Annotated in this window: 19 protein-coding genes; 5 read left to right on the forward strand and 14 right to left on the reverse strand. The window is 63.8% G+C overall.

Translation table 11 applies throughout. From position 1 onward, the window contains the following. The first annotated feature begins 238 nt into the window (after positions 1–238). A complete protein-coding gene (locus QQA12_RS12180; protein ID WP_226049440.1) occupies positions 239–1,852 on the forward strand; it encodes an ATP-binding protein in 1,614 nt (537 codons plus the stop codon). Positions 1,853–1,915: 63 nt separating this feature from the next. Beyond that, positions 1,916–3,283, forward strand: a complete 1,368-nt coding sequence (locus QQA12_RS12185; RefSeq protein ID WP_054667220.1) for a sigma-54 dependent transcriptional regulator — start codon at positions 1,916–1,918, stop codon at positions 3,281–3,283. Positions 3,284–3,460: 177 nt separating this feature from the next. Here the strand turns inward: QQA12_RS12185 and QQA12_RS12190 are convergent, their stop codons facing one another. From QQA12_RS12190 to galE, 4 genes are all read right to left on the reverse strand, one after another. Then, positions 3,461–5,389: an ATP-binding protein gene (locus QQA12_RS12190; RefSeq protein WP_226049441.1), complete on the reverse strand. Its 1,929-nt coding sequence runs from the start codon at positions 5,387–5,389 to the stop codon at positions 3,461–3,463. Positions 5,390–5,391: 2 nt separating this feature from the next. Then, positions 5,392–7,584 (reverse strand): EAL domain-containing protein, encoded by a 2,193-nt coding sequence (locus QQA12_RS12195; RefSeq protein WP_233324879.1) that lies wholly within the window; start codon positions 7,582–7,584, stop codon positions 5,392–5,394. Between the two features lie 286 nt (positions 7,585–7,870). Then, on the reverse strand, positions 7,871–9,601 hold the full coding sequence (pilB, locus tag QQA12_RS12200; RefSeq protein WP_054667226.1) for a type IV-A pilus assembly ATPase PilB: 1,731 nt from the start codon (positions 9,599–9,601) through the stop codon (positions 7,871–7,873). A 223-nt stretch (positions 9,602–9,824) separates the two neighbouring features. Next, positions 9,825–10,799, reverse strand: coding sequence for a UDP-glucose 4-epimerase GalE (galE, locus tag QQA12_RS12205; protein WP_226049443.1), 975 nt, complete (start codon positions 10,797–10,799; stop codon positions 9,825–9,827). 138 nt (positions 10,800–10,937) lie between these two features. Between galE and QQA12_RS12210 the strand changes: the two genes are divergently transcribed. The 3 genes from QQA12_RS12210 to QQA12_RS12220 all read left to right on the forward strand — a co-directional run bounded on the left by QQA12_RS12210 (position 10,938) and on the right by QQA12_RS12220 (position 15,020). After that, complete coding sequence (locus QQA12_RS12210) at positions 10,938–11,795, forward strand: glycosyltransferase family 2 protein (RefSeq protein WP_226049444.1); 858 nt, start codon at positions 10,938–10,940, stop codon at positions 11,793–11,795. A 123-nt stretch (positions 11,796–11,918) separates the two neighbouring features. Then, positions 11,919–13,886, forward strand: a complete 1,968-nt coding sequence (locus QQA12_RS12215; RefSeq protein WP_226049445.1) for an acyltransferase family protein — start codon at positions 11,919–11,921, stop codon at positions 13,884–13,886. Continuing rightward, on the forward strand, positions 13,887–15,020 hold the full coding sequence (locus tag QQA12_RS12220) for a glycosyltransferase family 4 protein (protein WP_226049446.1): 1,134 nt from the start codon (positions 13,887–13,889) through the stop codon (positions 15,018–15,020). Between the two features lie 160 nt (positions 15,021–15,180). Here the strand turns inward: QQA12_RS12220 and QQA12_RS12225 are convergent, their stop codons facing one another. The 10 genes from QQA12_RS12225 to QQA12_RS12270 are packed head-to-tail and all read right to left on the reverse strand — an operon-like array spanning position 15,181 to position 24,509. Then, the gene (locus tag QQA12_RS12225) at positions 15,181–16,257 is read right to left on the reverse strand and encodes a glycosyltransferase family 4 protein (protein ID WP_233324880.1); all 1,077 of its coding nucleotides are present in this window, start codon (positions 16,255–16,257) and stop codon (positions 15,181–15,183) included. Next, positions 16,254–17,252, reverse strand: coding sequence for a hypothetical protein (locus tag QQA12_RS12230; protein WP_226049448.1), 999 nt, complete (start codon positions 17,250–17,252; stop codon positions 16,254–16,256). The genes QQA12_RS12225 and QQA12_RS12230 overlap by 4 nt, the downstream gene beginning before the upstream one ends. Next, positions 17,249–18,370, reverse strand: a complete 1,122-nt coding sequence (locus QQA12_RS12235; RefSeq protein ID WP_226049449.1) for a DegT/DnrJ/EryC1/StrS family aminotransferase — start codon at positions 18,368–18,370, stop codon at positions 17,249–17,251. The genes QQA12_RS12230 and QQA12_RS12235 overlap by 4 nt, the downstream gene beginning before the upstream one ends. Position 18,371: 1 nt before the next feature. Further along, on the reverse strand, positions 18,372–19,355 hold the full coding sequence (locus QQA12_RS12240; protein WP_226049450.1) for an NAD-dependent epimerase/dehydratase family protein: 984 nt from the start codon (positions 19,353–19,355) through the stop codon (positions 18,372–18,374). Then, positions 19,352–20,044, reverse strand: a complete 693-nt coding sequence (locus QQA12_RS12245; protein WP_226049451.1) for a methyltransferase domain-containing protein — start codon at positions 20,042–20,044, stop codon at positions 19,352–19,354. Before QQA12_RS12245 ends, QQA12_RS12240 begins: the two co-directional genes overlap by 4 nt. A 5-nt stretch (positions 20,045–20,049) precedes the next feature. After that, positions 20,050–20,856, reverse strand: coding sequence for a methyltransferase, TIGR04325 family (locus QQA12_RS12250; protein ID WP_226049452.1), 807 nt, complete (start codon positions 20,854–20,856; stop codon positions 20,050–20,052). A gap of 18 nt (positions 20,857–20,874) precedes the next feature. Beyond that, complete coding sequence (locus QQA12_RS12255) at positions 20,875–21,597, reverse strand: hypothetical protein (RefSeq protein WP_226049453.1); 723 nt, start codon at positions 21,595–21,597, stop codon at positions 20,875–20,877. Then, positions 21,594–22,262: a class I SAM-dependent methyltransferase gene (locus tag QQA12_RS12260; RefSeq protein ID WP_226049454.1), complete on the reverse strand. Its 669-nt coding sequence runs from the start codon at positions 22,260–22,262 to the stop codon at positions 21,594–21,596. Before QQA12_RS12260 ends, QQA12_RS12255 begins: the two co-directional genes overlap by 4 nt. After that, on the reverse strand, positions 22,259–23,620 hold the full coding sequence (locus tag QQA12_RS12265; protein WP_226049455.1) for a flippase: 1,362 nt from the start codon (positions 23,618–23,620) through the stop codon (positions 22,259–22,261). Before QQA12_RS12265 ends, QQA12_RS12260 begins: the two co-directional genes overlap by 4 nt. After that, positions 23,580–24,509 (reverse strand): NAD-dependent epimerase/dehydratase family protein, encoded by a 930-nt coding sequence (locus QQA12_RS12270; protein WP_226049456.1) that lies wholly within the window; start codon positions 24,507–24,509, stop codon positions 23,580–23,582. Before QQA12_RS12270 ends, QQA12_RS12265 begins: the two co-directional genes overlap by 41 nt.

Consider the following 24,509-nt stretch of genomic DNA (forward strand, 5'->3'; position numbering starts at 1 on the left):
AACCGCCACGAGTCCACAGGGCCAATGGATGGCCTTCCTGCAGGGCGGGCGGGCCCACCATTGTCGCCGACCGCGGCCCGTGGCGCAAAGAACGCCACCCCAGGCGCCCGCCGGACCGCGGAATCGCGCGTCATTTCAGTCACTTGGCGACCGCCGGCGGATTGTCCCGGCGAGCGGCCACGGCGGCCACCACCGCGCACCTATACTCCAACCTGCCGCCCCCGCCGGAGCCCCGCGCTTGCTCTCCCGTTCCTCGCTGATCGACCGCATCGAATCGATACCGCGCCGCGAGCTCTATTTCTTCGCGCTGTACCGGGTGCTGATCGCCAGCCTGATCGCGGCGCTGCTGTTCAGCCCGCTGAGCGCGCTGATGAGCGAGGCCCACCACCCGCTGCTGGCGCGCGCGGTGTGCATCGGCTACCTGGCGATCGCGCTGGGCCTGCTGGCGTGGGGCCGCAACGAGCGCTGGCTGCAGCCGCTGGTGTTCTGGGGTGCGGTGAGCGACATCCTTGCCGCCATCCTGCTGGTCCATGCCCTGCCCGGTGCCAGTGCCGGCATTTCGATGACGCTGATGTTCAGCATCTCCGCCGCGGCGATGATGCTGCCGCTGTCCGGCGGCATGCTGCTGGCGATCGTCGCCAGCATCGCCACCGTGGCCGAGTTCGGCTGGCGCGAACTGGAGGGTGCCGAAAGCACCCGCACGCTGGCCGAACTGGCGATGTTCATCACCAGCTACCTCGCCCTGGCCTGGATCAGTTACCAGATCGGCAACCGCGCCCGCCGCAACCAGCAGCTCGCCGAGCGGCGCGGCGCCGAAGTCGCCAACCTGTTCGAGATCAACGAACTGATCATCCGCCGCATGCGCACCGGGGTACTGGTGGTGGACGGCGGCGGCCGCATCGCACTTGCCAACGAGGCCGCCACCGCCCTGCTCGGCGAGGCCGGCGACGGCCTGGCCGGCGGCCAGGCGCGGCTGGGCCAGGTCGCGCCCGAACTGGCCCGGCGCCTGCAACGCTGGCGCAATGGCGGGTGCGAGGAAGAGCTCCCGCTGCACCTGGCCAACGGCCAGGCCGAAGTGCAGCCGCGCTTCGCCCGGTTGCTGGCCGACAGCGACCAGACCCTGCTGTTCCTGGACGACACCAGCGTGGTCTCGCGCCGCGCCGAGTCGCTCACCCTGTCCACCCTGGGGCGCTTCTCGGCCAGCCTCGCCCACGAGATCCGCAATCCGCTGGCGGCGATCAACTACGCCACCCAGTTGCTGGAGGAGTCCAGTGATCTGGGCGACGCCGACCGCCGTCTGCTGCAGATCATCCACCAGCAGTGCCAGCGCACCAACGGCATCGTCGAGAGCGTGCTGGCGCTGGCCCGCCGCGAACGTGCCAGCCCCGAGAACCTGGACCTGGCCAGCTTCGTGCGCCGCTTCGTGCTCGATTACCGGCAGACCCTGTCCACCGAGACCGACAACGTCGAATCCATCATCCGCGAATCCTCGGTACCGGCACTGATGGATCCGCGCCACCTGCACCAGGTCCTGACCGCGCTGGTGCACAACGCGCTCAAATACGGTCGCGCCGGCGACGAACCGGCGCAGGTGCGCATACGCGTCGCATCCGCGGGCCGGCACGCGCTGATCGACGTGATCGACCGTGGCCCCGGCATCCCCGAAGCGGTGGCCACGCAGTTGTTCCGGCCGTTCTACACCACCTCCGAACACGGCACCGGGCTCGGCCTGTACATCGCACAGGAGCTGTGCCGCGCCAGCCAGGCGCGGCTGGAATACATCCCGATTCCTACCCGCGGCGCCTGTTTCCGCATCGTCATGCCTGCGCCGCACGGTGCTTTCGCTACCTGATCCGATGCGGCAGTGGTGACCGGAAGATGACGCCCGGGGCCCGACTCGGCTATCGTTTTCAACATGAACGTGACGCATAGCGCGCTGGTCGTCGACGACGAACGGGACATCCGCGAACTCCTGGTCCTCACCCTCGGCAGGATGGGACTGCGCATCAGTACCGCCGCCAATCTGGCCGAAGCCCGCGAACTGCTGGGCAGCAACAGCTTCGACCTGTGCCTGACCGACATGCGCCTGCCCGACGGCAACGGCATCGAGCTGGTCACCGAGATCGCACGCGACCATCCGCGCACGCCGGTGGCGATGATCACCGCGTTCGGCAGCATGGACCTGGCGGTGGAGGCGCTGAAGGCAGGCGCCTTCGACTTCGTCAGCAAGCCGGTGGACATCGGCGTGCTGCGCGGCATGGTCAAGCACGCGCTGGAGCTCAACAACAGCGAGCGCGTGGCGCAGCCCGCCGCACCGGAAAGCGCCTCGCGCCTGCTCGGCGAATCGCAGGCGATGTCCGACCTGCGCAGCACCATCGCCAAGGTCGCGCGCAGCCAGGCGCCGGTCTACATCGTCGGCGAATCCGGCGTCGGCAAGGAACTGGTCGCGCGCACCATCCACGACCAGGGCGCGCGCGCGGCCGGGCCGTTCATCCCGGTCAACTGCGGCGCCATCCCGGGCGAACTGATGGAAAGCGAGTTCTTCGGCCACAAGAAGGGCAGCTTCACCGGCGCGCACGCGGACAAACCGGGACTGTTCCAGGCCGCGCATGGCGGGACCCTGTTCCTGGACGAAGTCGCCGAGCTGCCGCTGCAGATGCAGGTCAAGCTGCTGCGTGCGATCCAGGAGAAGTCGGTGCGCCCGGTCGGCTCGGCCACCGAGGTACCGGTGGACGTGCGCATCCTGTCGGCCACGCACAAGGACCTGGCGGTGCTGGTGCAGGACGGCCGCTTCCGCCACGACCTGTACTACCGCATCAACGTCATCGAACTGCGCGTCCCCCCGCTGCGCGAGCGGCGCGGCGACCTGCCGCAGCTGGCCGCGGCCATCCTCAGCCGGCTGGCGCGCTCGCAGCAGCTGCCCACGCCGCTGTTGTCGCCCTCGGCGCTGGACGCCCTGGGCGGTTACGCCTTCCCCGGCAACGTGCGCGAACTGGAGAACGTACTGGAACGCGCGCTCGCCCTGGCCGATGGCGACAGCATCGGCGCCAGCGACCTGCGCCTGCCGACCCCGCGCGGCGATGCCGGCAGCGCGAGCGAAGAAGCTCCGGCCGACATCGATGCCGGCAATGCCGCCCTTCCCTCGTACATCGAACAGATGGAACGCGCGGCCATCCAGAAGGCGCTGGAAGAAAACCGCTGGAACCGGACCCGCACCGCCGCGCAGTTGGGCATCACCTTCCGGGCGCTGCGCTACAAGCTCAAGAAGCTGGGCATGGACTGAGCCGCCACGCGGCGCGGCGGGAACGGCGCACGCTTCGCGGAAAGTGCCCCCCGGGCCAACCGGGCGACGCCTGTCGCCCGCCATTGCCGCATGCATGGCCCTGCACGCGGCGCTCCCGACGCACCGCCCCTGTCCGACGCTGGCCGACCACTCATGCCAGGCGCCAGCCTGCCCCGCTTACGGCCAGGACGCCTTGTCCTGCGGGCGCTCGGGCGCTTCGCGCGGGAGGATCAGGGTGAAACAGGTCCCCGCCGGCAGACCGTCCGGGCCACCTGCACGGTGGCTGCTCACCTCGATCCGTCCACCCAGCACCTCGGTCACGATCTGGTGGACGATATGCAACCCCAGACCGGTGCCGCCGCGGTTACGCGCCGTAGTGAAGAACGGCTCGAAAATGCGCGACAGGTGCTCCGCGGCGATGCCGCGGCCATCATCGGCAACCTCGATCCGCACCAGCGCCTGGCCATCGCGGCGGGCGGACAGGCGGATGCGCCCGTGCCGGGGCTGCGGGTACGCGTGCAGCAGCGCGTTGTTGAACAGGTTGGCGACCACCTGTTCCAGGGGGCCGGGATAGCTGTGCATGACGATGCCCGGCTCCAGGTCCAGGTCCAGCGCGATGCCGTCTTCCAGGCTGCCCCGACGCAGGCGCGGGTCGGCATCGAGCAGGACCTCGGCCAGGTCGAAGTCACGGCGCTCCAGCGACGCGCGGTCCACCGCCACCTGCTTGAACCGCTGCACCAGCGCCGAGGTGCGCCGCAGTTCCCCGTCGGCCAGCGTGCACGCATCCGTGGCCTCGTCCAGGAAGCTGTCCAGCTCGGAGCGGCGCAGGCCCGCCATGACCTGCGCCTGCAGCCGCGCGATGCCGCCACGCAACGTCCCCAGCGCCAGCTGCGCGCTGGCCAGCGGGGTGTTCATTTCATGGGCGACGCCAGCCACCATCAGCCCCAGCGAAGACAGACGCTCGGCGCGCGCCAGTTCCTCCTGGGCGGCCTGCAGGTGCTCGTTCGCCAGTTCCAGCGCGGCGTTGCTGTCGCGCAGCCGCTGCATGTAGGCCAGTTCGCGCGCCATTCCGCGCGCCTGGGCCAGCACCAGCCACAGCACCAGCGCCCCACCCAGCAGGGCCAGGCCGCCGAGCACCGCCTTCCAGCGCGCGGTCGGCGGGCGCGAACGGTGCACGAGCAGACGCAGCTGCCCTACCGTCGGGTCGGCGTGCGCAAGCAGGTCGCCCTCGGTGCCGCGCCAGGCCGCCTGCAGGGTCGAGAAACTCCAGTCCTGCCAGTTGCCGGCAGGCCGTTGCTGCATGGCTGCCCACAGCGCAGGATCGAATGTAGCCACAGTGTGCTCGGCGTGGCCCAGTTGCCAGCCCCAGGCCTCGCCGGGTGTCGGGCCCAGCAGCCAATAGCCCTCCGGGTGAACCAGGTACAGGCTGAAACCCGACTGCGACGCACGCTCGCGCAGGCGCTTGAGCAGCAGGTTGCCGTGCAGGTTCACCACCGCCACGCCGGCCGTGCCGTCGGCCAGCACGAAGGGTGAAGAGGCGCGCAGCGTCGGCCGCAGCGGCTGTTCGATGCGCCCGTTCTCGAAATTGAGGTCCAGCGGGGAAAGATGGATCTCGCCCGGCTGCAGCAGCAACGCGTTCTCGAAGAATGGCCGGCCGCGCTTGTCCTGCAGCGCGCCGCCCGGCACACGCAGGATGCTGCCGCCTTCCTGGTCCACGCGCAGGCGCTCCTGCCCGGTCGCGTCCATCCAGCGCACCTTGTGGTAATCGCGCCCTGCCATCAGGAAGCTGGTATAGGTCTCCAGCAACTGCGCCTCGGAACCGGACTCCAGCAGTCGCGGGGTCAGGAAGGCGATGAAACGCGTGTCGTCGCGCAACCGGCCCAGCCGGCGCAGCATCGTCTGCGCGGCATTCTCAAGCGCGTCCTGCGCAGCCTGGCGTTCGGGCAGGCGCACGGCCCGGTCCATCTCGTACCAGAGCATCGGCACCGTGGTCAGCAGGCCCAGCAACCAGGGGGCGGCGATCAGGGTCACCCGCCACGGGTGCGCGCGCAACGCGACCCACGCTTCCCGCAGACGCAGCCGCGGCCACTTCCAGAGGCGGCGCATGTTCAGCCCTGGCCACGCAGCCGCGCGATGAAATCCTCCACCGGTTCGGGATGCGCGAACAGGTAGCCCTGTGCGCAGGGACAGCCATGGCGGCGCAGCCATTCGACCTGGTCCGGGGTTTCCACGCCTTCGGCGACGATGTCCAGGCCCAGCCGCCGGCCCAGCGCGATGATCATGTCCGCCACGTTGGCGCTGCCGCCCTGCTCGCCGACGCCCGCGGTGAACTGCCGGTCAAGCTTGAGCCGCGTGACCGGCAGCGAATGCACGTAGCGCAGCGACGAGTAGCCGGTTCCGAAGTCATCCACCGCGATCCCGAACCCGAGCCGGCGCAGGCGTGCCAGCAGCTCGCGGCCGTCCTGGTAATCGCTCATCACCGCGCCCTCGGTGATCTCGATCTCCATCCGTCGCGGCTCGATCCCATGGCGCGCGACCATGGCGGCCAGCTCATCGATGAACTCGCGACGGCCCAGCTGCAGCGGCGACACGTTGACCGACAGCGGGATGTCCGGGAAGCCGGCCCGTTCCATCGCGCGCAGGGCATCGCAGACCAGTTCGATCACGCGTCCGCCCAGCGGCACGATCAGGCCGCTGGCCTCGGCCACCGGGATGAAGCTGGCAGGCGATTGCGGGCGCCCGTCCTCGGTCCAGCGCGCCAGCGCCTCGGCCCCGACGATGGCCCCGCTCTCCAGGTCCACCTGCGCCTGCAGCGCGATACCGACGCGGTCCTCGCGCAGCGCGCGGTAGAGTGCGCGCGACTCCATGAAGCGGCACAGGTTCTCCTGCTCGCTCTCGACCTGGTACTCGGCCACGCCGTGCCCGCCGCTGGCACGGATCCGGGTCACCAGCAGCAGGCCGGCAGCCACCGCGCCGCCGGCACCGCCCCGGTACTGGTCCAGGTCGACCCGCGCCGCATCGACCCGCAGGAAAGGCAGTTCGCCGGTGTCTTCGCTCTGTTCCAGCGCATCGACGGGGTCGGACGCCAGCCGCTCCGACGGCCCGAGCACGGCGAACGTGCCCTCGTGCAGCCGCGCGATGCTGCAGGGCGGCGGGTACATCTGCGCCAATCGTTCGGCCATGCGCTGCAGCAGCAGGTCGCCCTGCTCCGGCCCCAGCGCCAGGCTGCCGTCGCTGTAGTGCCCCAGGTCGACCACCAGCAGGCTCTGCCCGCAGGGCCCTGGCTGTTCCAGCACCTGCCGCAGGTCACGGCGCAGCGCATTGCCGTTGGGGATGTCCAGCAGGCTGTCGCGGTAGGCGACGCGTTCCAGCCGCGCCGCCAGATCGACGTTGACCAGGCCGGCATTGGCATGGGTGACGAACACCTGCAGCAGTTCGTGCTCCTCGGCATCGAGCGAGCGCTCGGTCGCCAGGTAGATGGCCATCGGCGCCACGGTGCCGCCGCCATCGAGGAACAGCACCTGGCTGGAGGGCATGCCGATGCTGCAGCGGCGGGTGAACGCGTCCAGCAGCAGGTCGCGGACCATGGTGTCGGCGATGTCCTGCACGCGGCACCCCTGCAGCTCGGCGAAGCCGCCGTCGGCCGCGGTCACCATCGCCTCGGACACCGGCAGGTCGACCGAGCCGTCGTGCATGCATACCAGGCCATCGAGCGGCACTTCCAGCAGGGCCGCCAGTTCGCACAGCAGCTGGCGCGAGAAATCGTCCGGATCGCGCAGCCCGGCCAGGCGGCTGCCGGCCTGCACGATGTGCTTCAACCCGCGCTTGGCCCGCGCCAGCGCGTGGATCTCGCTCCAGGTGCGCAGCGAACCCGTGACGATGCCCTGCAGGCGTTCCCGGTACAGGTCGGTCTTGAGCCAGTACTCACTGATGTCCAGTTGCTGCAGGGTCTTGCGCAGCGGCGCCATGCCGGGCTGCCCGGTGATCAGCACGATGCGCACTTCGGAGTTGCCCAGCTGCTCGCGAACCGCGCGTACCAGTTGCAGGCCGGCGTCGTCGGTTTCCATCACCACGTCGAGCAGGATCGCGGAGATGCCCGGATTGGCGGCCATCACGTCGCGTGCTTCGATGGACGATGACGCCGTCAGCAGCCGCAGCGGGCTTTCGTTGAAACGGAAATCGGACAACGCCATCCGCAGCGACTGCTGGAAGCCCGGATCGTCATCGACGCTCAAAACGGTAAAAGCAGGACTGTCCGGCGGCTGGCCACTGTCGACCAGTTCCTGGCGGAACTCAAACATCCTGTCTTCGCCCGACCATGCGCTACCGCTCATGCCCCTTCCCCCCAGACCTGGCTGCCCTGGACCGACACGTGCCGCGCCAGCGTAGCGCAATCCTGGCCGGCCGTGGAACTGCCGTTGCCCGCCCCCGGGGCGGCCCGCCGGCAGGCTCCGGGACCGGCATGGCAGGGGCGGCGGCTGTCCCGGGACAGGCCCGGCAAGACACCCATGCGACGGCGGCTGGCCGCCCGTGCCCCGCCCCCCGGCACGCAGTGCGGGAGGGATCAGGAAGCAGCGGACGGAGCGGTCAGTCCTTGGTGACGCGGTTGATCTCGGTCAGGCTGGTGATGCCCTGCGCGGCCTTGAGCAGGGCCGACTGGCGCAGGTCGTTGACCCCGATCTTCTGCGCGGCCTCGGCGATGTCCAGCGCGTTGCCGCCCTGCAGCACGATGGTGGCGATCTCGTCCGTCATCGGCATCACCTGGTAGATGCCGGTACGCCCCTTGTAGCCCTCGGTGCACTCCTCGCAGCCGACCGGCTCGTAGAGCTGGATGCCCTTGTCGATCTGCGCCTGGGTGAACCCCTCGGCCAGCAGCGCATTCTCCGGCAGGTGCGCCGGCTTCTTGCAGTTGGGACACAGCCGGCGCGCCAGGCGCTGGGCGATGACCAGGGTGACCGAAGAGGTGATGTTGTACGGGGCGATGCCCATGTTCATCAGGCGCGCGATGGTCTGCGGCGCGTCGTTGGTATGCAGGGTGGACAGCACCATGTGGCCGGTCTGGGCCGCCTTGATGGCGATCTCCGCGGTCTCCAGGTCACGGATTTCGCCGACCATGATCACGTCCGGATCCTGGCGCAGGAACGAGCGCAGCGCCGCGGCGAAGGTCATGCCGCGCTTGTTGTTCTGCTGCACCTGGTTCACGCCCGGCAGGCGGATTTCGACCGGGTCCTCGGCGGTGGAGATATTGCGCGTCTCGTCGTTGAGGATACCCAGCGCGGTATACAGCGACACGGTCTTGCCCGAACCGGTGGGGCCGGTCACCAGCACCATGCCGTAGGGCTTGTGGATGGCATCCAGGAACAGCTTCTGCTGCACCGGCTCGTAACCCAGCTTGTCGATGCCCAGCTTGGCCGCGCTGCCATCGAGGATACGCAGCACGATCTTTTCGCCGAACAGCGTCGGCAGCGTGCTGACGCGGAAGTCGATCTGCTTGGTCTTGGACAGGTTGAGCTTGATGCGGCCGTCCTGCGGCACCCGCTTCTCGGCGATGTCCAGCTGCGACATCACCTTCAGGCGCGCGGCGATGCGCTCGCGCAGCTTCACCGGCGCCCTGGCCACGGTCTTGAGCAGGCCGTCGATGCGGAAGCGCACCCGGTAGTCGTCTTCGTAGGGCTCGAAGTGGATGTCCGAGGCGCCGCGGCGGATCGCGTCCACCAGCACCTTGTTGACGAACTTGACCACCGGGGTGTCGTCGCCCTTGGCGTCGATGCCGGTATCGCCACCGCCCCCCATGTCCTCGTCGCCGGCGGCGACGTCCAGGTCGCCCATGCCCTCCTCGTCGTCGCCCAGTCCGCCGGTCAGGCTTTCGTTGCTCGCCACCCACAGGTCGAGCGTGCGCCGGATCTGGTCCTCGTCGACCAGGATCGGCTCGACCACCAGGTTGGTGTGGAACTTGATCTCGTCCAGCGACTGGGTCGGATTGCTGGTACCGATGAACAGCTTGCCGCCGCGCCTGAACAGCGGCAGCACGTTGTGCTTGCGCAGCAGCTCCTCGCTGACCAGCTTCATCGCGTTGTGGTTGGCGTCGAATACCGAGGCATCCAGCAGCGGCATGCCGAACTCGACGGCGTTGGCCGCGGCCAGCTGCGCGGCGTTGACCAGCTTCTTCTCGGCCAGCCACTGCGCCAGAGGCACCTTGGCCGTCGCCGCCTGCGCCATCGCGTTGCGCGCCGCGGTCTCGTCCAGCGCACCGTCCTGAACCAGGCGGCGGGCAATCCCGGTGATGCCCACGAGATTGGCGGCAACGGCTGTATTCATGGTGTTCCCCGGCACGGACGACAGTCCAGCGATTGTACCCGTGGCTTCCGCGCCTGCCAGTGGCCTTCCGCCGGCATGGCCAGCGCTCCAGCCCTCCCGCCAGCGGCGACGACCGCACGCCGCAGCCACCCTGCACTCGTGAAGGCACGCTGCCGATCATGGCCGGCAGGGCGCCTGGCCGGGGGAGCCGGCGCGGGACCTGCCTGCCGATGCCTGCGCCCCCCTACCAGGGTTGCGCGCGATGCCAGCGCCAGGCGCTTTCGATGATGCTCTCCAACCCTGTCCAGGCCGGCGACCAGCCCAGTTCGGCCCTCGCCCGCTGGCTGGAGGCCACCAGCATGGGGGGATCGCCTGCGCGGCGCGGCGCCATGTCCCAGGGCACGGCGCAACCGGTGATCGCCGACGCCGCGGCGATGACCTCGCGCACGGAAAAGCCGCGCCCGTTGCCGAGATTGAACGCATGCGCGCCCGGATGGGCATCCAGGTAATCCAGCGCCAGCAGGTGCGCCTGCGCCAGATCCTCGACATGCACGTAATCACGAATGCAGGTGCCATCGGGCGTGGGATAGTCGCCACCGAATATCTTCAGCGCCGGCCCGCTCCCGAGCACCGCGCGCAGCACGTTGGGGATCAGGTGGGTCTCGCAGGCATGCGACTCGCCGATGCATGCATCGGCTGTCGCGCCGGCCGCGTTGAAGTACCGCAGCGCTACCGAGTCCAGCCCGTAGGCCACCGCCGCATCGGCCAGGATGCGCTCGGCCATCAGCTTGCTGGCGCCATAGGGGTGGGTCGGCTGCGTCGGGCGGTCCTCGTCGACCATACCGCTGGCCGGTTGCCCGTACACCGACGCGCTGGAGGAGAACACCAGCCGCCGCACCCCGTGCCGACGCATCGCCTCGAGCAGGTTGAGCGTGCCCACCACGTTGCTGGCGTAGTAATCGTAGGGCTGGGCCATCGACTCGGCGACCAGCGAGCGCGCGCAGAAATGGAACACCGCGTCGAACCGCTGCCCCGCGAACGCGGCCTCCAGCGACGGGGGGTGCAGCACGTCGGCCTCGACCAGCCGCCCCCACTGCACCGCCTGCGCGTGCCCGGTGGACAGGTCGTCGAGCACCACTACTTCGTGGCCATGCGCCGCCAGCAGCCGTGCCATGTGGCTGCCGATATAGCCGGCGCCGCCGCAGACAAGAGCTTTCAACGGGTACCCCGGGTGGATAACGACGGCATGGACGCAATTCTATTCCGATGCCCGCGCGCAAGGAATGAGAACCGACTCCATACCCTGGCGGCAGCTTCCCGTTACCATGTCCGCCGGGGAGAACGACAGGTACAGAACGTGCAGCGACTGAGCATCATACTGCCGGCCAAGAACGAGGCCGAGGGGCTGCAGCGCACCCTTCCGGCACTGCGCCAGGCCTGGCCGCGGGCGGAAATCATCGTCGTCGACGACGGCTCCACCGACGCTACCGCCGCCATTGCGGCCGGCCACGGTGCCCTGGTGGTCAGCCACCCGTACTCCATGGGCAATGGCGCGGCGATCAAGCGCGGCGCACGCACCGCCACCGGCGAGATCCTGGTATTCATGGACGCCGACGGCCAGCACAGCGCCGAGCACATCGGCGCCCTGCTGTCCAAGCTGGAAGAAGGCTACGACATGGTGGTCGGGGCGCGCGACCGCAGCGGCCAGGCCAACCTGCATCGCGGCCTCGCCAACGGCTTCTACAACCGCCTCGCCAGCCACATGACCGGCCATCGCATCGACGACCTCACCTCCGGCTTCCGTGCCGTGAGGGCCGAGCGCTTCCGCGAGTTCCTGCACCTGCTGCCGAACGGCTTCAGCTACCCCACCACCAGCACCATGGCGTTCTTCCGCAGTGCCTACCCGGTGGCCTACGTCCCGATACCGGTCGCACGGCGCGTGGGCACCAGCAGCCATATCCGCCCGATCAAGGACGGCATCCGCTTCCTGTTGATCATCTTCAAGATCGCGACGCTGTACTCGCCGTTGAAGCTGTTCGCGCCGATCGCCGCCTGTTTTTTCCTTACCGGGCTCGGGTATTACGGCTATACCTTCGCCACGATGCACCGGCTGACCAACATGAGCACGCTGCTGTTCAGTGCCTCGGTCATCATCTTCCTGATCGGATTGATCTCCGAGCAGATCACCAATCTGACGTATCGGCGTGACAGCTGATGGCAGCCGGGGCGGGCAGGCCCGGGAAAAGCGCCTCCAGAACTGTCCCCCACCGGCATGGCATGGGCTCCATGCGCGCAATCCCCCGGCCGTCTGGCCCGCAAAGCATGCGGATACCTCGTCATGCGCCTGCCAGGGAAGGCCAAGGTGATGGCTGACAGACAGCACCTCTCCCTGCCTTTCCGGCCGGACATCGATGGACTGCGCACCGTCGCAGTCCTGCTCGTCGTCCTTTGCCACTATGGCGTCCCCGGTTTCGCCGGTGGCTTCATCGGCGTCGACATCTTCTTCGTGATTTCCGGCTTCCTGATCACACGACTGCTCGTGTGCGAATACGAAGCAACGGGAAATCTGGCGTTGATGCGGTTCTATTCCAATCGCCTGCGCCGCCTGCTGCCGGCACTGGCCACCATGCTGGTCGCGACCACCCTGGCGGCGAGCCTGTTGCTGTCGGAATCCCGCAACGTCGAGCTGCGCCAGGCCGGTGCATGGGCTTCCCTATGGGCCAGCAACCTCTATTTTGCATTCTCCGACACTGATTACTTCGCCGAAGAGGCCACCGGCAACGCATTCCTGCATACCTGGTCGCTGGGTGTCGAGGAGCAGTTCTATCTCATATGGCCACTGCTCATCCTCGTCTTCGCAAGCAGGGCGAAGCGCAGGACCGCCTGGCTGGCAACGGCACTGGTCAGCATCGGTGCCACATCGCTGATTGCCAGCATGCTGCTGACCATCGAAAAGCCCATGCTGGCCTACTACATGATGCCCACGCGGGCCTGGCAGTTCGCTGCCGGCGGCGCGGTCTGGCTTCTGGCCCGCCGCGGTGGCATGGCCTCCATCCAGTTGGCCATCTGGAGCGGCATCCTGGCATTGATCGCCGGGGTGTGGTTGATCGGCCCGGGCACCCACTATCCCGGCGGATGGGCGTTGTTGCCGACGCTTGGCACATGCGCGGTCCTGTGGGCCGGCCAGGACCCCGGAGTGCGGACCCTTCCTGCGAAATGGCTGTCGCTTCCGCCAATGCAGTTTACCGGCAGGCTTTCGTACGCGCTCTATCTCTGGCATTGGCCGGTCCTGATCCTGTGCGAGAGCATTTTCCCGGTCAAGGGACAGTTCTTCGGCATCACCGTTGCCTTGCTGCTTTCGTTCGCATTGGCCGTGGCAACCCATGTTCTTGTCGAGAACCCCATTCGCTACGGGCGGATGGCGCGGCTTCGGCCATGGATCCAGACAGGCATCGCCATGTGCCTGATGATCGTGATGGGCAGCAAGCTCCTGCAGTGGTCAACTTCCAGCGAAGCGGCATTGGCGACACAGCCAGGCCATGCAGGACCGGCAACGGACCTGCCGCCCATCTACAGGGACAGATGCGATGACTGGTATCACGGCGATGTCCTGAAACCCTGCATCTACGGCGCCAAGGAGCCCACCCGGACCGCCGTGCTGATTGGCGACAGCATCGGCGCACAGTGGTTCCCCGCGGTGCAGGCGATGCTCGATCCGGCACAGTGGCAGATCATCGTCCTGACCAAGTCCTCATGCCCGATGGTGGACGAGCCGTTCTTCTATCAACGGATCGGCCGGGAATTCACCGAATGCACCTCGTGGCGGAACAAGGCCATCGACTGGATAAACCAGCGGAATGTGGATGTCATTTTCATCGGCGGCACCGCATCCAGCGAATTCACCGACCGGCAATGGAGCGAGGGCAGCACGCGTATCCTGGAAAGGCTCTCCCGCAATGCCGGCCACGTGTACCTGATCGAAGCGAATCCGGTGCTCGACTTCCATGGACCACAGTGCCTTTCCGAACATCGGGGTGCGGAAGATCCTGCGGAATCCTGCCATAGCGACGCGCACAATCCGCGCTACGATCGCGTGAGCCGCATACTCAAGGGCACTGCCAACAGCATGCCCAAGACATCCTGGCTGGAGACGGCCAGCTGGGTGTGCCCCGCCGGCAGATGCGATGCCATCCGTGACGGAGTCGTGGTCTTCCGCGACAATCAACACTTGACGGCGACCTTTGCCGCGACCGCCGCCGATCATTTCAGGCGGCAGATGCCGACGGCCGGGACACCGCAGAACTAGATGGCGAAGATACTGCTCATAACCCGCAACCTGCCCCCCCTGGTGGGCGGCATGGAGCGCCTTAACTGGCACATCGCCGACGAGCTGTCGCGTCTGGCCCAGGTGCGGATGGTCGGCCCTGCCGGCTCGGCATCACTGCGCCCCGCGCAGGTGGAGGCAAGCGAAGTGCCGCTCCGCCCGCTGTGGCGATTCCTTTCGGCCTCTTCATGGCAGGCGCTGCGCATCGCGCGAAGCTGGAAGCCCGACATCGTGATTGCCGGGAGCGGCCTGACCGCGCCGGCGGCGCTGATGGCGGCACGCGCCGCGAAGGCGCGCGCCTGCACCTATCTGCACGGACTGGACGCCGCTGTACGGCATCCCGTTTACCGCTGCGTGTGGCACCCCGCCATTCGCCATATGGATGTCGTGATCGCAAACAGCGCGCCGACCGCAGGGCTCGCCCGTGATGTTGGAGTACTGGAATCCCGCCTGCGCATTGTGCCGCCAGGCGTACGTATACCGACTGCCCCTCAGTCCGTTGACGACCTTCGTGCATTCCGCGAGCGACACGGCCTGGGCCATGGCCGGCTCCTGCTTTCCGTCGGCAGATTGACCACGCGCAAGGGTCTGCGTGAGTTCGTGCAGCAGGCCCTGCCTGCAATCGTGCAGGCCGCACCGGACACCAAGCTGGTCGTAGTCGGCGACGCTCCCACCGATTCGCTGCATGCCAGCGTGCAGAGCATGACGAGCATCCAGGCCATCGCCGATGGGCTGGGTATCGGGCAGCATCTGCGATTTGTCGGCGTCATTACCGATCCGGCAGAGTTGGCGTGCGCGTACGAATGCGCCGCGCTGCATGTATTTCCGGTGCGCAACATCCCCGGCGATCCCGAGGGCTTCGGCATGGTGGCGATAGAAGCCGCCGCGCACGGGTTGCCAACCGTCGCCTTCGCTACCGGAGGAATCGTCGACGCGGTGGCGGACGGTCGGTCTGGACGACTGATCACGCAAGGCGATTACGCGGCATTTGCCAGCGCGGTCCTGCAGGTCCTCGCCGACGGCAAGGCCGGATGGGACCATCGTGCAACCGCATTCGCCGATGACTTCGCATGGCCGGTTTTCGGCGGGCGCCTGATGGATGCGCTGAGCAGGTGATGCAACCGCGCCTGACCAACCAATCCACCCGTCGCGCCGTGCCGAGCAGGCGTTGTTTCGAGTCGCTCAGATGCTGCCGCCCATTGTGCATCCCCCGCGGCCTGGGCCGTGGCCAACGACTTTCAGCGGCCGTGCCGGCCGGCGCCTCCCGAAAGGCCGTTCAATCTGCCGGTTGCAGCAGCGCCTGCTCCAGGCCAAGTGCGATCTCGGTCCATGATGGACGCGTCAGATAGGCTGCTGAGGGGGATTCAAGCTGCGCGATGATCTGGTTTGCGAAGGCCACCGGATCGCCCAGGGGGACCAGGTGCCTTGGGTTCTGATCCAGCATCCAAGCCACCGGCGCGGTCTCGGTCGCCACCACCGGCACTTCGCAGGCCATGGCCTCGCACAGCTTGGCAGGATAGCTGGATCGCCCGAACGCGGTATCCGCCGTCACCACGCAGGCGACGTCAAGCGCGTTCAGGAGTAATGGCATCTGCGCATCAGGGAGGTATCCGGTGGTGACTACGCCGGGCTCGGCCTGCACCGCCGGAGGGGGGCGCCCGCTGACGACCAGGCGCAGATCCGGGTACTGCAGCCGGGCGATCCGGAATGCCTCCAGAAGCGCGTTGGAACCACGACTGCCGGACCAGCTGCCCACGTACCCCAGGTAGCGTCCCGCGATATCCAGGCCGAGCGTCTGACGACAGGCGGCACGATCCATGGGCGTGAACTCGGGGTCCGCCGCCATCGGCAGCACCACGGCCGGCGCCTTGCCCATGCGCTCGCGATTCAAAAGGCTCGCCAGGTGGGGACCTGCGGCGGTCACCAGATCGGCGCTACGCAGCGCACTGCGCCATGCCCAGTGAAGCGGCAGGTTCCACGGCATGTAGGATTCATAGTCGTCGTAGGCGTCAATGGCCAGGCGTGCACCTGTACGCCCGGCCAGGCGTGCGGCCAGCCATCCGTACCAGCAGTCCGAGCAACCAATGACCCAGTCCGGCCCGAATGCGCTGGCCCCGGCCTCCACTGCGGCAAGCGTGCGCAGGATTCCCGCGCCTCGCAGATTGAAGGTGGACACGCGCACGCCCCCTCGTTCGAGCGATTCCGGCGCCGAGCCTCGATGGCTGACCAACAGCAGCGAAACAGCATGGCCACGCCGTGCCAGCTCCATGGGCAGCCAGTGGAAGCGTCCATAAGGACGATGCACCAGATCCCGCTGCTGCGGCTCGCGCTTGGCGACGAACAATAGTCTCATGAGTCGGGCACGTCAACCAGAACACCACTAACACGCGCGCGGAATGTCCGCCACGCATTTGACATGTGCAGGTGCAATTTATGTAGACCGGCACGACGTAGGCTCCGTGTTCCACCCCAACTGAGCAATCGCGCTGCAACGAAGTCTTCAGCCTCCTGCAGTGCCATCAGATAGGGTTCGAAAACACCGTGACGCAAGTCTGGCGTCATGCGCGCGCCATAGCTGGCCAGATTCGAATCGTATGTTCGCGGCGTAATCTGCCGCAGCCCTTGGAAATGGAAAAATACCAGCTGCCTATCGTCAACCAAGACGCCATTTTCGCCTCGCGTCACAACATGGCCGGCCACATTCCACGGCGCCAGGTTCGCACCAGGATGGGCAATGGCATGAACGCCATGGAAACGCCCCTCAAAATAGTCCAAGTATTTTTGATCCGCATAGCGTTCCGGTTCAACGCGGTCGTAGCACCATTCAATGCACTTCGAGCGCCACCATTCCAGACATGCGCTACCATTCACATCATCGCGGAAGGTCAGCCATCCTACGTTGTATAGACCAAATTTTACATGCGTGCGTGCCGCCGACCCCGAATATCGATGCGGCACGATCGCGATGGAGGCGCCAGCTAACTCGTCGAACACCCGCTCTGGGCTAGCGAAGAACCACAGATCGGAATCCAGGTAGGTAATCTCATTAACATCCTTGTTTGCCATCACGTACCGCGGCAGACAAGGTGAGCAGGTAAAATAGTATTCCACTCGCGAACGGGTGCTCTCGATGGCCTTCAGGGCCGGATCAAATGCTTCAAGTTGCGCCAGTCGCACGACCTGTATCGAGGGAGAGCCGATCGTTTCCAGGAAGCCGGCTGTAATCTCGTCCAATGCCAGCACCCACAAAGTGAACTCATCGCCATACTGTAGTAGCGATGCATGAAGTGCCAATCCAAGTGGTAAGTACCGGTGGTCGAAGTAGGTGCAGTAGTGCCTGTGCGTCATGGAGCGCCTGCATTCCATGCGTTAATCGCATCGATGACGCGATGCGCATCCTCCAGTGGCATCTGTGGATACATAGGCAAGCTCAACACCTTCGCGGCCCAACGCTCGGTATTGGGTAATGGCAAGGGAATATAGTCGGTCACTGCATAGGCTGGTTGCTGGTGGATGGCGGCCGGGTAGTGCACCAGAGACCCTATGCCGCAAGCCGCAAGGTACGCCTGCAGTGCGTCCCGCATGTCCGACAGTATGACAAACTGGTGGTATACATGCCCCTCATCGCCGCCTTGGAATACTTCGACATAGCGATGCGAAATTCCGTCACGATACAGCTGCGCGATACGGCGACGTGCGGCATTGTCTTCATGCAGACGCAAAAGCTTGACACCCAAGACAGCCGCTTGGATTTCGTCAAGACGACTGTTGCCACCCTCGATCTCGCTGACGTAGCGCTGGCGCCATCCATATTCCCGTAGTAGACGTATTCGCTCATAAAGACCCGCGTCGTCAGTAGTTATCGCGCCACCGTCGCCGATCGCCCCCAGATTCTTAGTCGGGTAAAAGCTGAAGCTTCCGAATGCACCGAACGTGCCTGCTGCGCGCCCCTCCCATTGTGCACCATGGGCCTGCGCACAATCCTCCACCACGTGTGCACCATAGCGCCGTGCGATCGACATGATTGCGTTCATGTCGACGCAGCGACCATATAGGTGCACAGGAACAATCGCTCGTATACGTGCGCCGTGCATTCTGAACAATGCTTCTGCACTGGATGGATCAAGCAGCCCATGATCAGGGTCAATGTCCGCAAACACTGGCGATGCTCCCGTTGCACGTATCGCGACAGCAGTCGCGACTGCACTCATCGAGGTGGTAAGGACGAGATCACCGGAGCCTATTTCCAATGCGCGCAAGGCCATCTCCAGCGCGTCTGTGCCACTGGCGACGCCGAGGACATGCCTGCAGCCGACCCACTGCGCAAAGTGCGATTCGAATGATGCCACGCGTGGGCCAAGTACGTAGCGCCCTGAAGCCAGAGTGTCGGAAATCGCCGCATCGATGTCGGCGGCTTGGGCACGATAGGCCGCAAGCGGATTGCATTGGGGTATGGAAGGCGTCATTTCAAGCGTAGTCAGAGAGGTTAGCCCGATAATACTCAAGCGTGCCGCGCAGCCCATCACCCAATCGGACTTTTGGCAACCAACCAAGCGCGGCAAAGCGCGAAAAATCGGCGTAGTAGTCGCCGATGTCGATCCGCTTGCGATCCTCCGGGAAGGCATGAATCTCATAACGCCCGCCGCCATTCGCCTCTACCAACTTGTCGGCTAGCGCGCGCAGCGACACGATCTCACTATCCCCGAGATTGAAGATACTGCCGATCGCGCGATCATCGGTCGCCGCGAGCAGCATCGCATCGATGACATCATCCACATGATTGAAATCGCGCAACTGCTCGCCACCCCATACTGAGAACGGCGTACCGCCAAGCAATAGCTTGATCCAGATACCAAGGAAAGTCTGACGTGCGTCTTTGACGCGCATACCTGGTCCATAGGTATTGGTCAGGCGCAGGGCGCAGGCACGGATGCCGTACACGTTGTTGTAGAGAATGTGGTACCACTCCCCCGCCATCTTATTGATGCCATTGACGTCCGTCGGTCTCAGGAGATGCCGCTCGTCAACCGGTAGATAATCTGGTCGGCCATAGATCTGGCGCGTGCTTGCAAACACGATGCGGATGTCGGGGTTGACCTCGCGGCAGGCTTCGAGGATCGAAAGCTGCGCAGCACAGTTAATTTCCAGATCCGCAAATGGATTCGTCATCGAATCCTGGTGACTAGTCTGCCCTGCGAGATTGAATAATATATCCTGGTCACGCACGATTGCTCGGAACCCGTGACCATCGCGCACATCAGAAAGGTTCACTGTGACTCGGCCACGGATGTCTGCGATATTACGCAGATTGCCACCATATTCAGGTATGAGGCTATCCACCAGAGTGACTCGCGCGCCGAGCTTAACGAGGCGGCGCGCGAGGTTGGAACCGATGAAGCCGACCCCACCGGTGATCAACACACGCCTATCTAACCATTGAGCATATGTCATTGTGGCTTTCCTTCTGGCATCCGGATTAGGACCATTGCATTGTCAAGGTAGAGATCTTCATTGGAAGGCAGTAGATGTGCAAGCATCATGCCTGCAATGTTCACAGGAATGCTCAACGCAGCCATGAAGAGCTTGCCGTAGATGCCTCCCCCCCCCTTGAGTCGCATCACCTTAAAACAGTAGGCGAGCCACAGCTGCGCGAACAGGCTCGCATCCGGCAGCGTACGCCGCGCATCAACGACTTCGAACCCACACTTACTGGCGAGATAGCGAAGCCCAAATGAAGAGTACCGGGCATAGTCGTAGGGCTGCTCATGCTCATCCCATACGAAGGGAGCCGTAACCATGAGCCTACCTCCCGGCCGGAGTACACGATGCAACTCGGACAGGAAAGCAACGGGTTCGAACACATGCTCAAGAACCTGATTGCACAACAAGTTATCAATGCTTTCGGTGGCTAGGGGCAGATGCTTTCCGTCATAGAATACGTCGGCCCCAGCTCTTGCACTACCGAAGCGTGACCCAACGATCCTATCAATACCAAGGTATTGAGCATGCTGAAACAGGTCGCGGTAGGGAGCCATCCCACAGCCGACATCCACAACCGACCCAGTGGTTTGCGCGGCCATTCGTGCGACCTCCTTGCGGAGTGCGCGTTGTGCGAGAAAAAATGGATCAGCAATTCGCATGGGATTCACGTTCGACGCAGCCAAATGGAACCGTGGTAGGTTGCGCTCACCCCGGAAATCCGGAATGGCTGGTCGGGAGCATCAAATTCAGCGACCAGTCCATATGCGCCCCCCAGCAAGCCATGGATCGCCTTGCGCGATAGTATCCGTATCGGATAACTTGCCCCCCCCATGTTCACCGGCACAAACTGTGTGGCAATCACCTCCCTGTCCCCGTAGGGCATACGATCGAGCACGATAATTTCGGCGCCCAGTGCAACCAGCTCATGTAGCACGACATGAGGGTTTGGAAGATATTGCAGGACACTAGAGGCCAGGATCGCACTTGGCCGCGATTCAACCTGGGCCACACTTTCATGGAACGAGACAGACGGCTCGGACGCAAACAACCTGCTTCCCTCTGCGGCGAAACAGGGTTGCTCGACGATGGCCCAGCGCAGGCTCGGCAGGCACTCCAGAAGTGGGCGCCAGCGTAGATAGTGAGAACCAAGGCCGCCACCGAAATCAAGCACCGAAAGATGTCCGCTACGGCGACCTGCTGCCAACATCAATCCCGAAAGTGCATGGGATGCGGGCGGCTCCCCTCGGAATGTGATGCCATCCTGTTCATAGCGCGCTTCGCCGCGCAGCACACGCTGTGTCGCATCGGAAATGCGCCGAAGGATTGCCCCATGATCATATCCAGAGGACGATCCGCATGCTTCGCTCCACGATGCGAATTCCCCCCGATAAATTATGCGGGCACCCATTAGGCGATTTACCGCTGTTCGCAGCACAGGTGGAAGCCAGAGATGTACGAATTTGTTCGACATCAGTTCGCCTTCTGATTATCAATAGGCTATTTTCGCCGGCTCCGTCGATATGGGCGAGCGATTACCGACCTGATAAGCATCAAAAATTGAAAGTGCGTCATCCAAGGTCATCATACCAGCACGGACTAACGGCCACTTCTCCGCATCTGAACGGACAATTCTAGTTCCGCGCGGCAATTTCACCCTGACGAACTCACTGCCGAGTGCAGACAGTGAACTGAGCCGGTGATTACCATCGATCAGAAGATATGAAGTCCTCTCCGCCTGCAACTCTCTAGCAGTGATATAGCCATAGCTATCCGGAAGATACCCCCTGTCCCTGATACTCAAAAAAGCACTCTCATGCCAATGAAACTCATTTTCCAGTAGACCACGCGGCACACCTTCCTCGGCGAAATGGGTCATGATGTCAACAACCTCATTAGGAGTATCAACCCAGCCGGATGATTGTTTCACTTGCCTGGGTGTGCGCCAAGGCAGCCACCAGAGAGGGTAAGACTTTGAGAGCTGTGCACCTAAAGCCTCGCCAAGGTTGCGTGGCCGGTACCTGGATACGGCATCGACAAAAGCTGCACGGATTTCGGCAACCGGTACTTTTCTAGCAAGTGAGACAGCATAGCGCTCGTACGGATTCGGCTCGTCGCGACCGTAACGATAGGCACAGTAATGCACGCAATCCTTGATAGGAACTTCCCGTACAGCTGCAAAAATATTTGAAATTCCCGTCGCGAATGATTTCATTCACGTATCCACTGCAAAACGATCACATTGGTACCTTCGTAGGAGCCTAGATTGTCGCAAATAGTCGGCAACCCCAGCCCAGCAGCCTGGGCAGCGGATTCGACATCTTGGCGTGTATGACTGTATGCATAGATGTGGCTCCAAGGCGTCAACTTTCGCTTACGCGCGGCAATCAATCCTATTCGACGCACCCATCGTACAGTCTTGGCGACCACTCGTCTCAGGAAAGTGGCGCGCTCATACACTTGTACGCACAAAGTGCCCCGACATACTCGGGCCATGCTGATCAGCGCTGGAGCAAGCGATTCAGGCGGCAGTAGGTGCAATAAACGCCAACATACTACCAGGTCAAATTCCCCATCAGAGAAAGGCAGCTGGACCACACTGCCTTTCATCAGGGTTATGTCACGGATGCCCAAGTAAGCTGCGCGCTCTTGCGCCATGTCGAGCATCGATTGGGACAGGTCGACGCCACTGACCTTCCTGTCGCCATAGAATTCCAAGAAGCGACCAGTCCCGATAGGCACGTCGAGGATCGACACATCACACCGGCGCATCACGAGGTCGCGAACGTAGGCATTTTCGATGTGCCAGAGCGGCTCAACTGCCCGGTCTGCTTCATAGGAGGCAGCCTCTTCTTCTGTATAGGCACCATGCTCTTTCATTGGGTTTCCTTGATACGTGCAGGATGCGAAAGGCCCATCGTTGCCCGCAGTTGAATAACAAACAGTACCCGCGTATCTGTGAAGCAGGCTCCAACGAGGAGCGCGGAGGTGATGTAGGAAATCGTGGTTGCCCAGGCGGCACCATTGATCCCCCAGGCAGGAATTAATACAAAATTGAGCAGGATATTGAGGACGGCTGCGACCGAGGTCTTGATCAGATAGAAGCGCCGCAGATCATGATTGATATACCACGGATCACTGGCGCAACTCAGGAAGACAGCCCACGTAGACCAGACATGTATCTGCAATACGCCCGCCGCTGGCGCATAGCGATCACCAAACAACAGAAAAATGGCATACGGCGCCAGTAGTGTTGTGATCGCTGCAAAGAATAGACCGCTGAGCGAGAGAATCCGCAGGAAACTGTGCACACCTACATCGAAGGCCTGGCGATCATGCAGATAAAGGTCGGCCAGTCGCGGCGCCACTGCCGCCATTACGGCAGCGGGCACTAGATAAAGCCCTTCCGAGAGCATGGTGCCGGCACTGTAAAGACCAACAGCATCGCCACCGAGCATGTATCCCAGCATAAAGATGTCGATACGACTGTAAATGGCAATGGCAAATGCCGAAAAAAGCATCGGTGACGCAAGGCGTGCCAATAAGATTGCGCGCCGAGGATTGGGGAGCGACAGTGCACCGAAGCCGAGCGAAATTCGGCGTTTCGAGGCACGCCATAGCAATACCCCGATAATAAGCACTTCAATCAAGGAAACTGTAGCTAGTGGGATCAGAGGCGATGCAAACAGCAATGCCCCAAGCCTTAGGCTGGCAGTAAAGACGTAAGTAATGATCTTGATTCGCGCCGTATCCGAGAAACAGCGGTTCGCCTGCAGCCAAGACTCAGCCACCCATCCTGACTGCAGCATGCCAGCGATTGCAAAAATGACCACAAGTGGTGTCGCTTGCCGCATGCCTGCCGACGAGACAAGCAAAGCCGCGGCCATGGACGCGATGCCCGCACATATGGCGCCGACAAGACGAAGCGCGAGCCCTTCTGATAGTAATTTTGCAGCATGCTGCGGCGCGCGAACCAGTTCGCGGATCAGCAATGCGTCTAGACCCGCTTGGGCGATAAAAGCAAATAGAGCGACAGTTGCAAGAGCATACGAATAGATGCCGAAACCATCGGGACCAAGGCTACGCGCGATGGCCACACTGATCACAAATCCCAGTCCAGCACGCACTCCGCGCTCGGCTATTTGCCAGAGCGTGTCGCGACGCCAGCCCCGCAAGCCCATGCGCCTTGGTCGAGCCTCAACCTCTGCCATCGGTCCAAGCACGATAAATACGCTCAAGCCCTTCGCGCAAGCTGATTGAAGGACACCACCCCATCTCAGCGAGCCGGGATGAATCCAACAGCTTGCGTGGCGTTCCATCCGGCTTCAAAGCATCAAAGCGCAGCCATCCGCGATAGCCCACCACCTCGGAAACCAGCACAGCAAGTTCCGCAATACGGATTTCCTTGCCAGAGCCGACGTTAATTATCTCATCCTCGCTGTACTTTCGCATCAGGAGCACAAGTGCCTCGGCAAGATCGTCGGCGTGCAAGAATTCCCGCAGCGGCGTACCCGTGCCCCAGATTACCACTTCCGACTTACCTGCCACTTTCGCCTCATGGATACGTCGGATCAAGCCCGGCACCACATGTGAGTTCTCCGAATGGTAGTTGTCACCTGGCCCGTAGAGATTGGTTGGCATTGCACATATCGCATCGAAACCATACTGTTTGCGATAGGCTTGGCACATTTTAAGACCCGCGATCTTTGCGATGGCGTACCACTCATTGGTCGGCTCCAACGGGCCGGTCAGCAGGTAATCCTCCTTGATCGGCTGCGGGCAGTCGCGCGGATAGATGCAGGAAGAGCCCAAGAGCAATAGCTTTTTCGCGCAATGCTTCCAAGCACTGTGGACCACATTGGCCTGGATGGCGAGGTTGTCGCGCAGAAACTCGGCTGGATAGGTGTCGTTGGCATGGATGCCACCGACCTTTGCCGCCGCCAGGAACACATAATCCGGCCGTTCTCTGGCAAAGAACGCATCCACATCCGCCTGATTGGTGAGATCGAGGTCTTGACGCGTCTGCAACACGAGATTGGAAAATCCATCCGCAAGCAACCGGCGCACGATCGCCGAGCCCACCATGCCACGATGACCAGCAACGTAGATCTTCGACCCGGGGTTCAT

The organism is Stenotrophomonas sp. 17(2023), assembly GCF_030345315.1.
GTDB classification, from domain to species: domain Bacteria; phylum Pseudomonadota; class Gammaproteobacteria; order Xanthomonadales; family Xanthomonadaceae; genus Stenotrophomonas; species Stenotrophomonas acidaminiphila.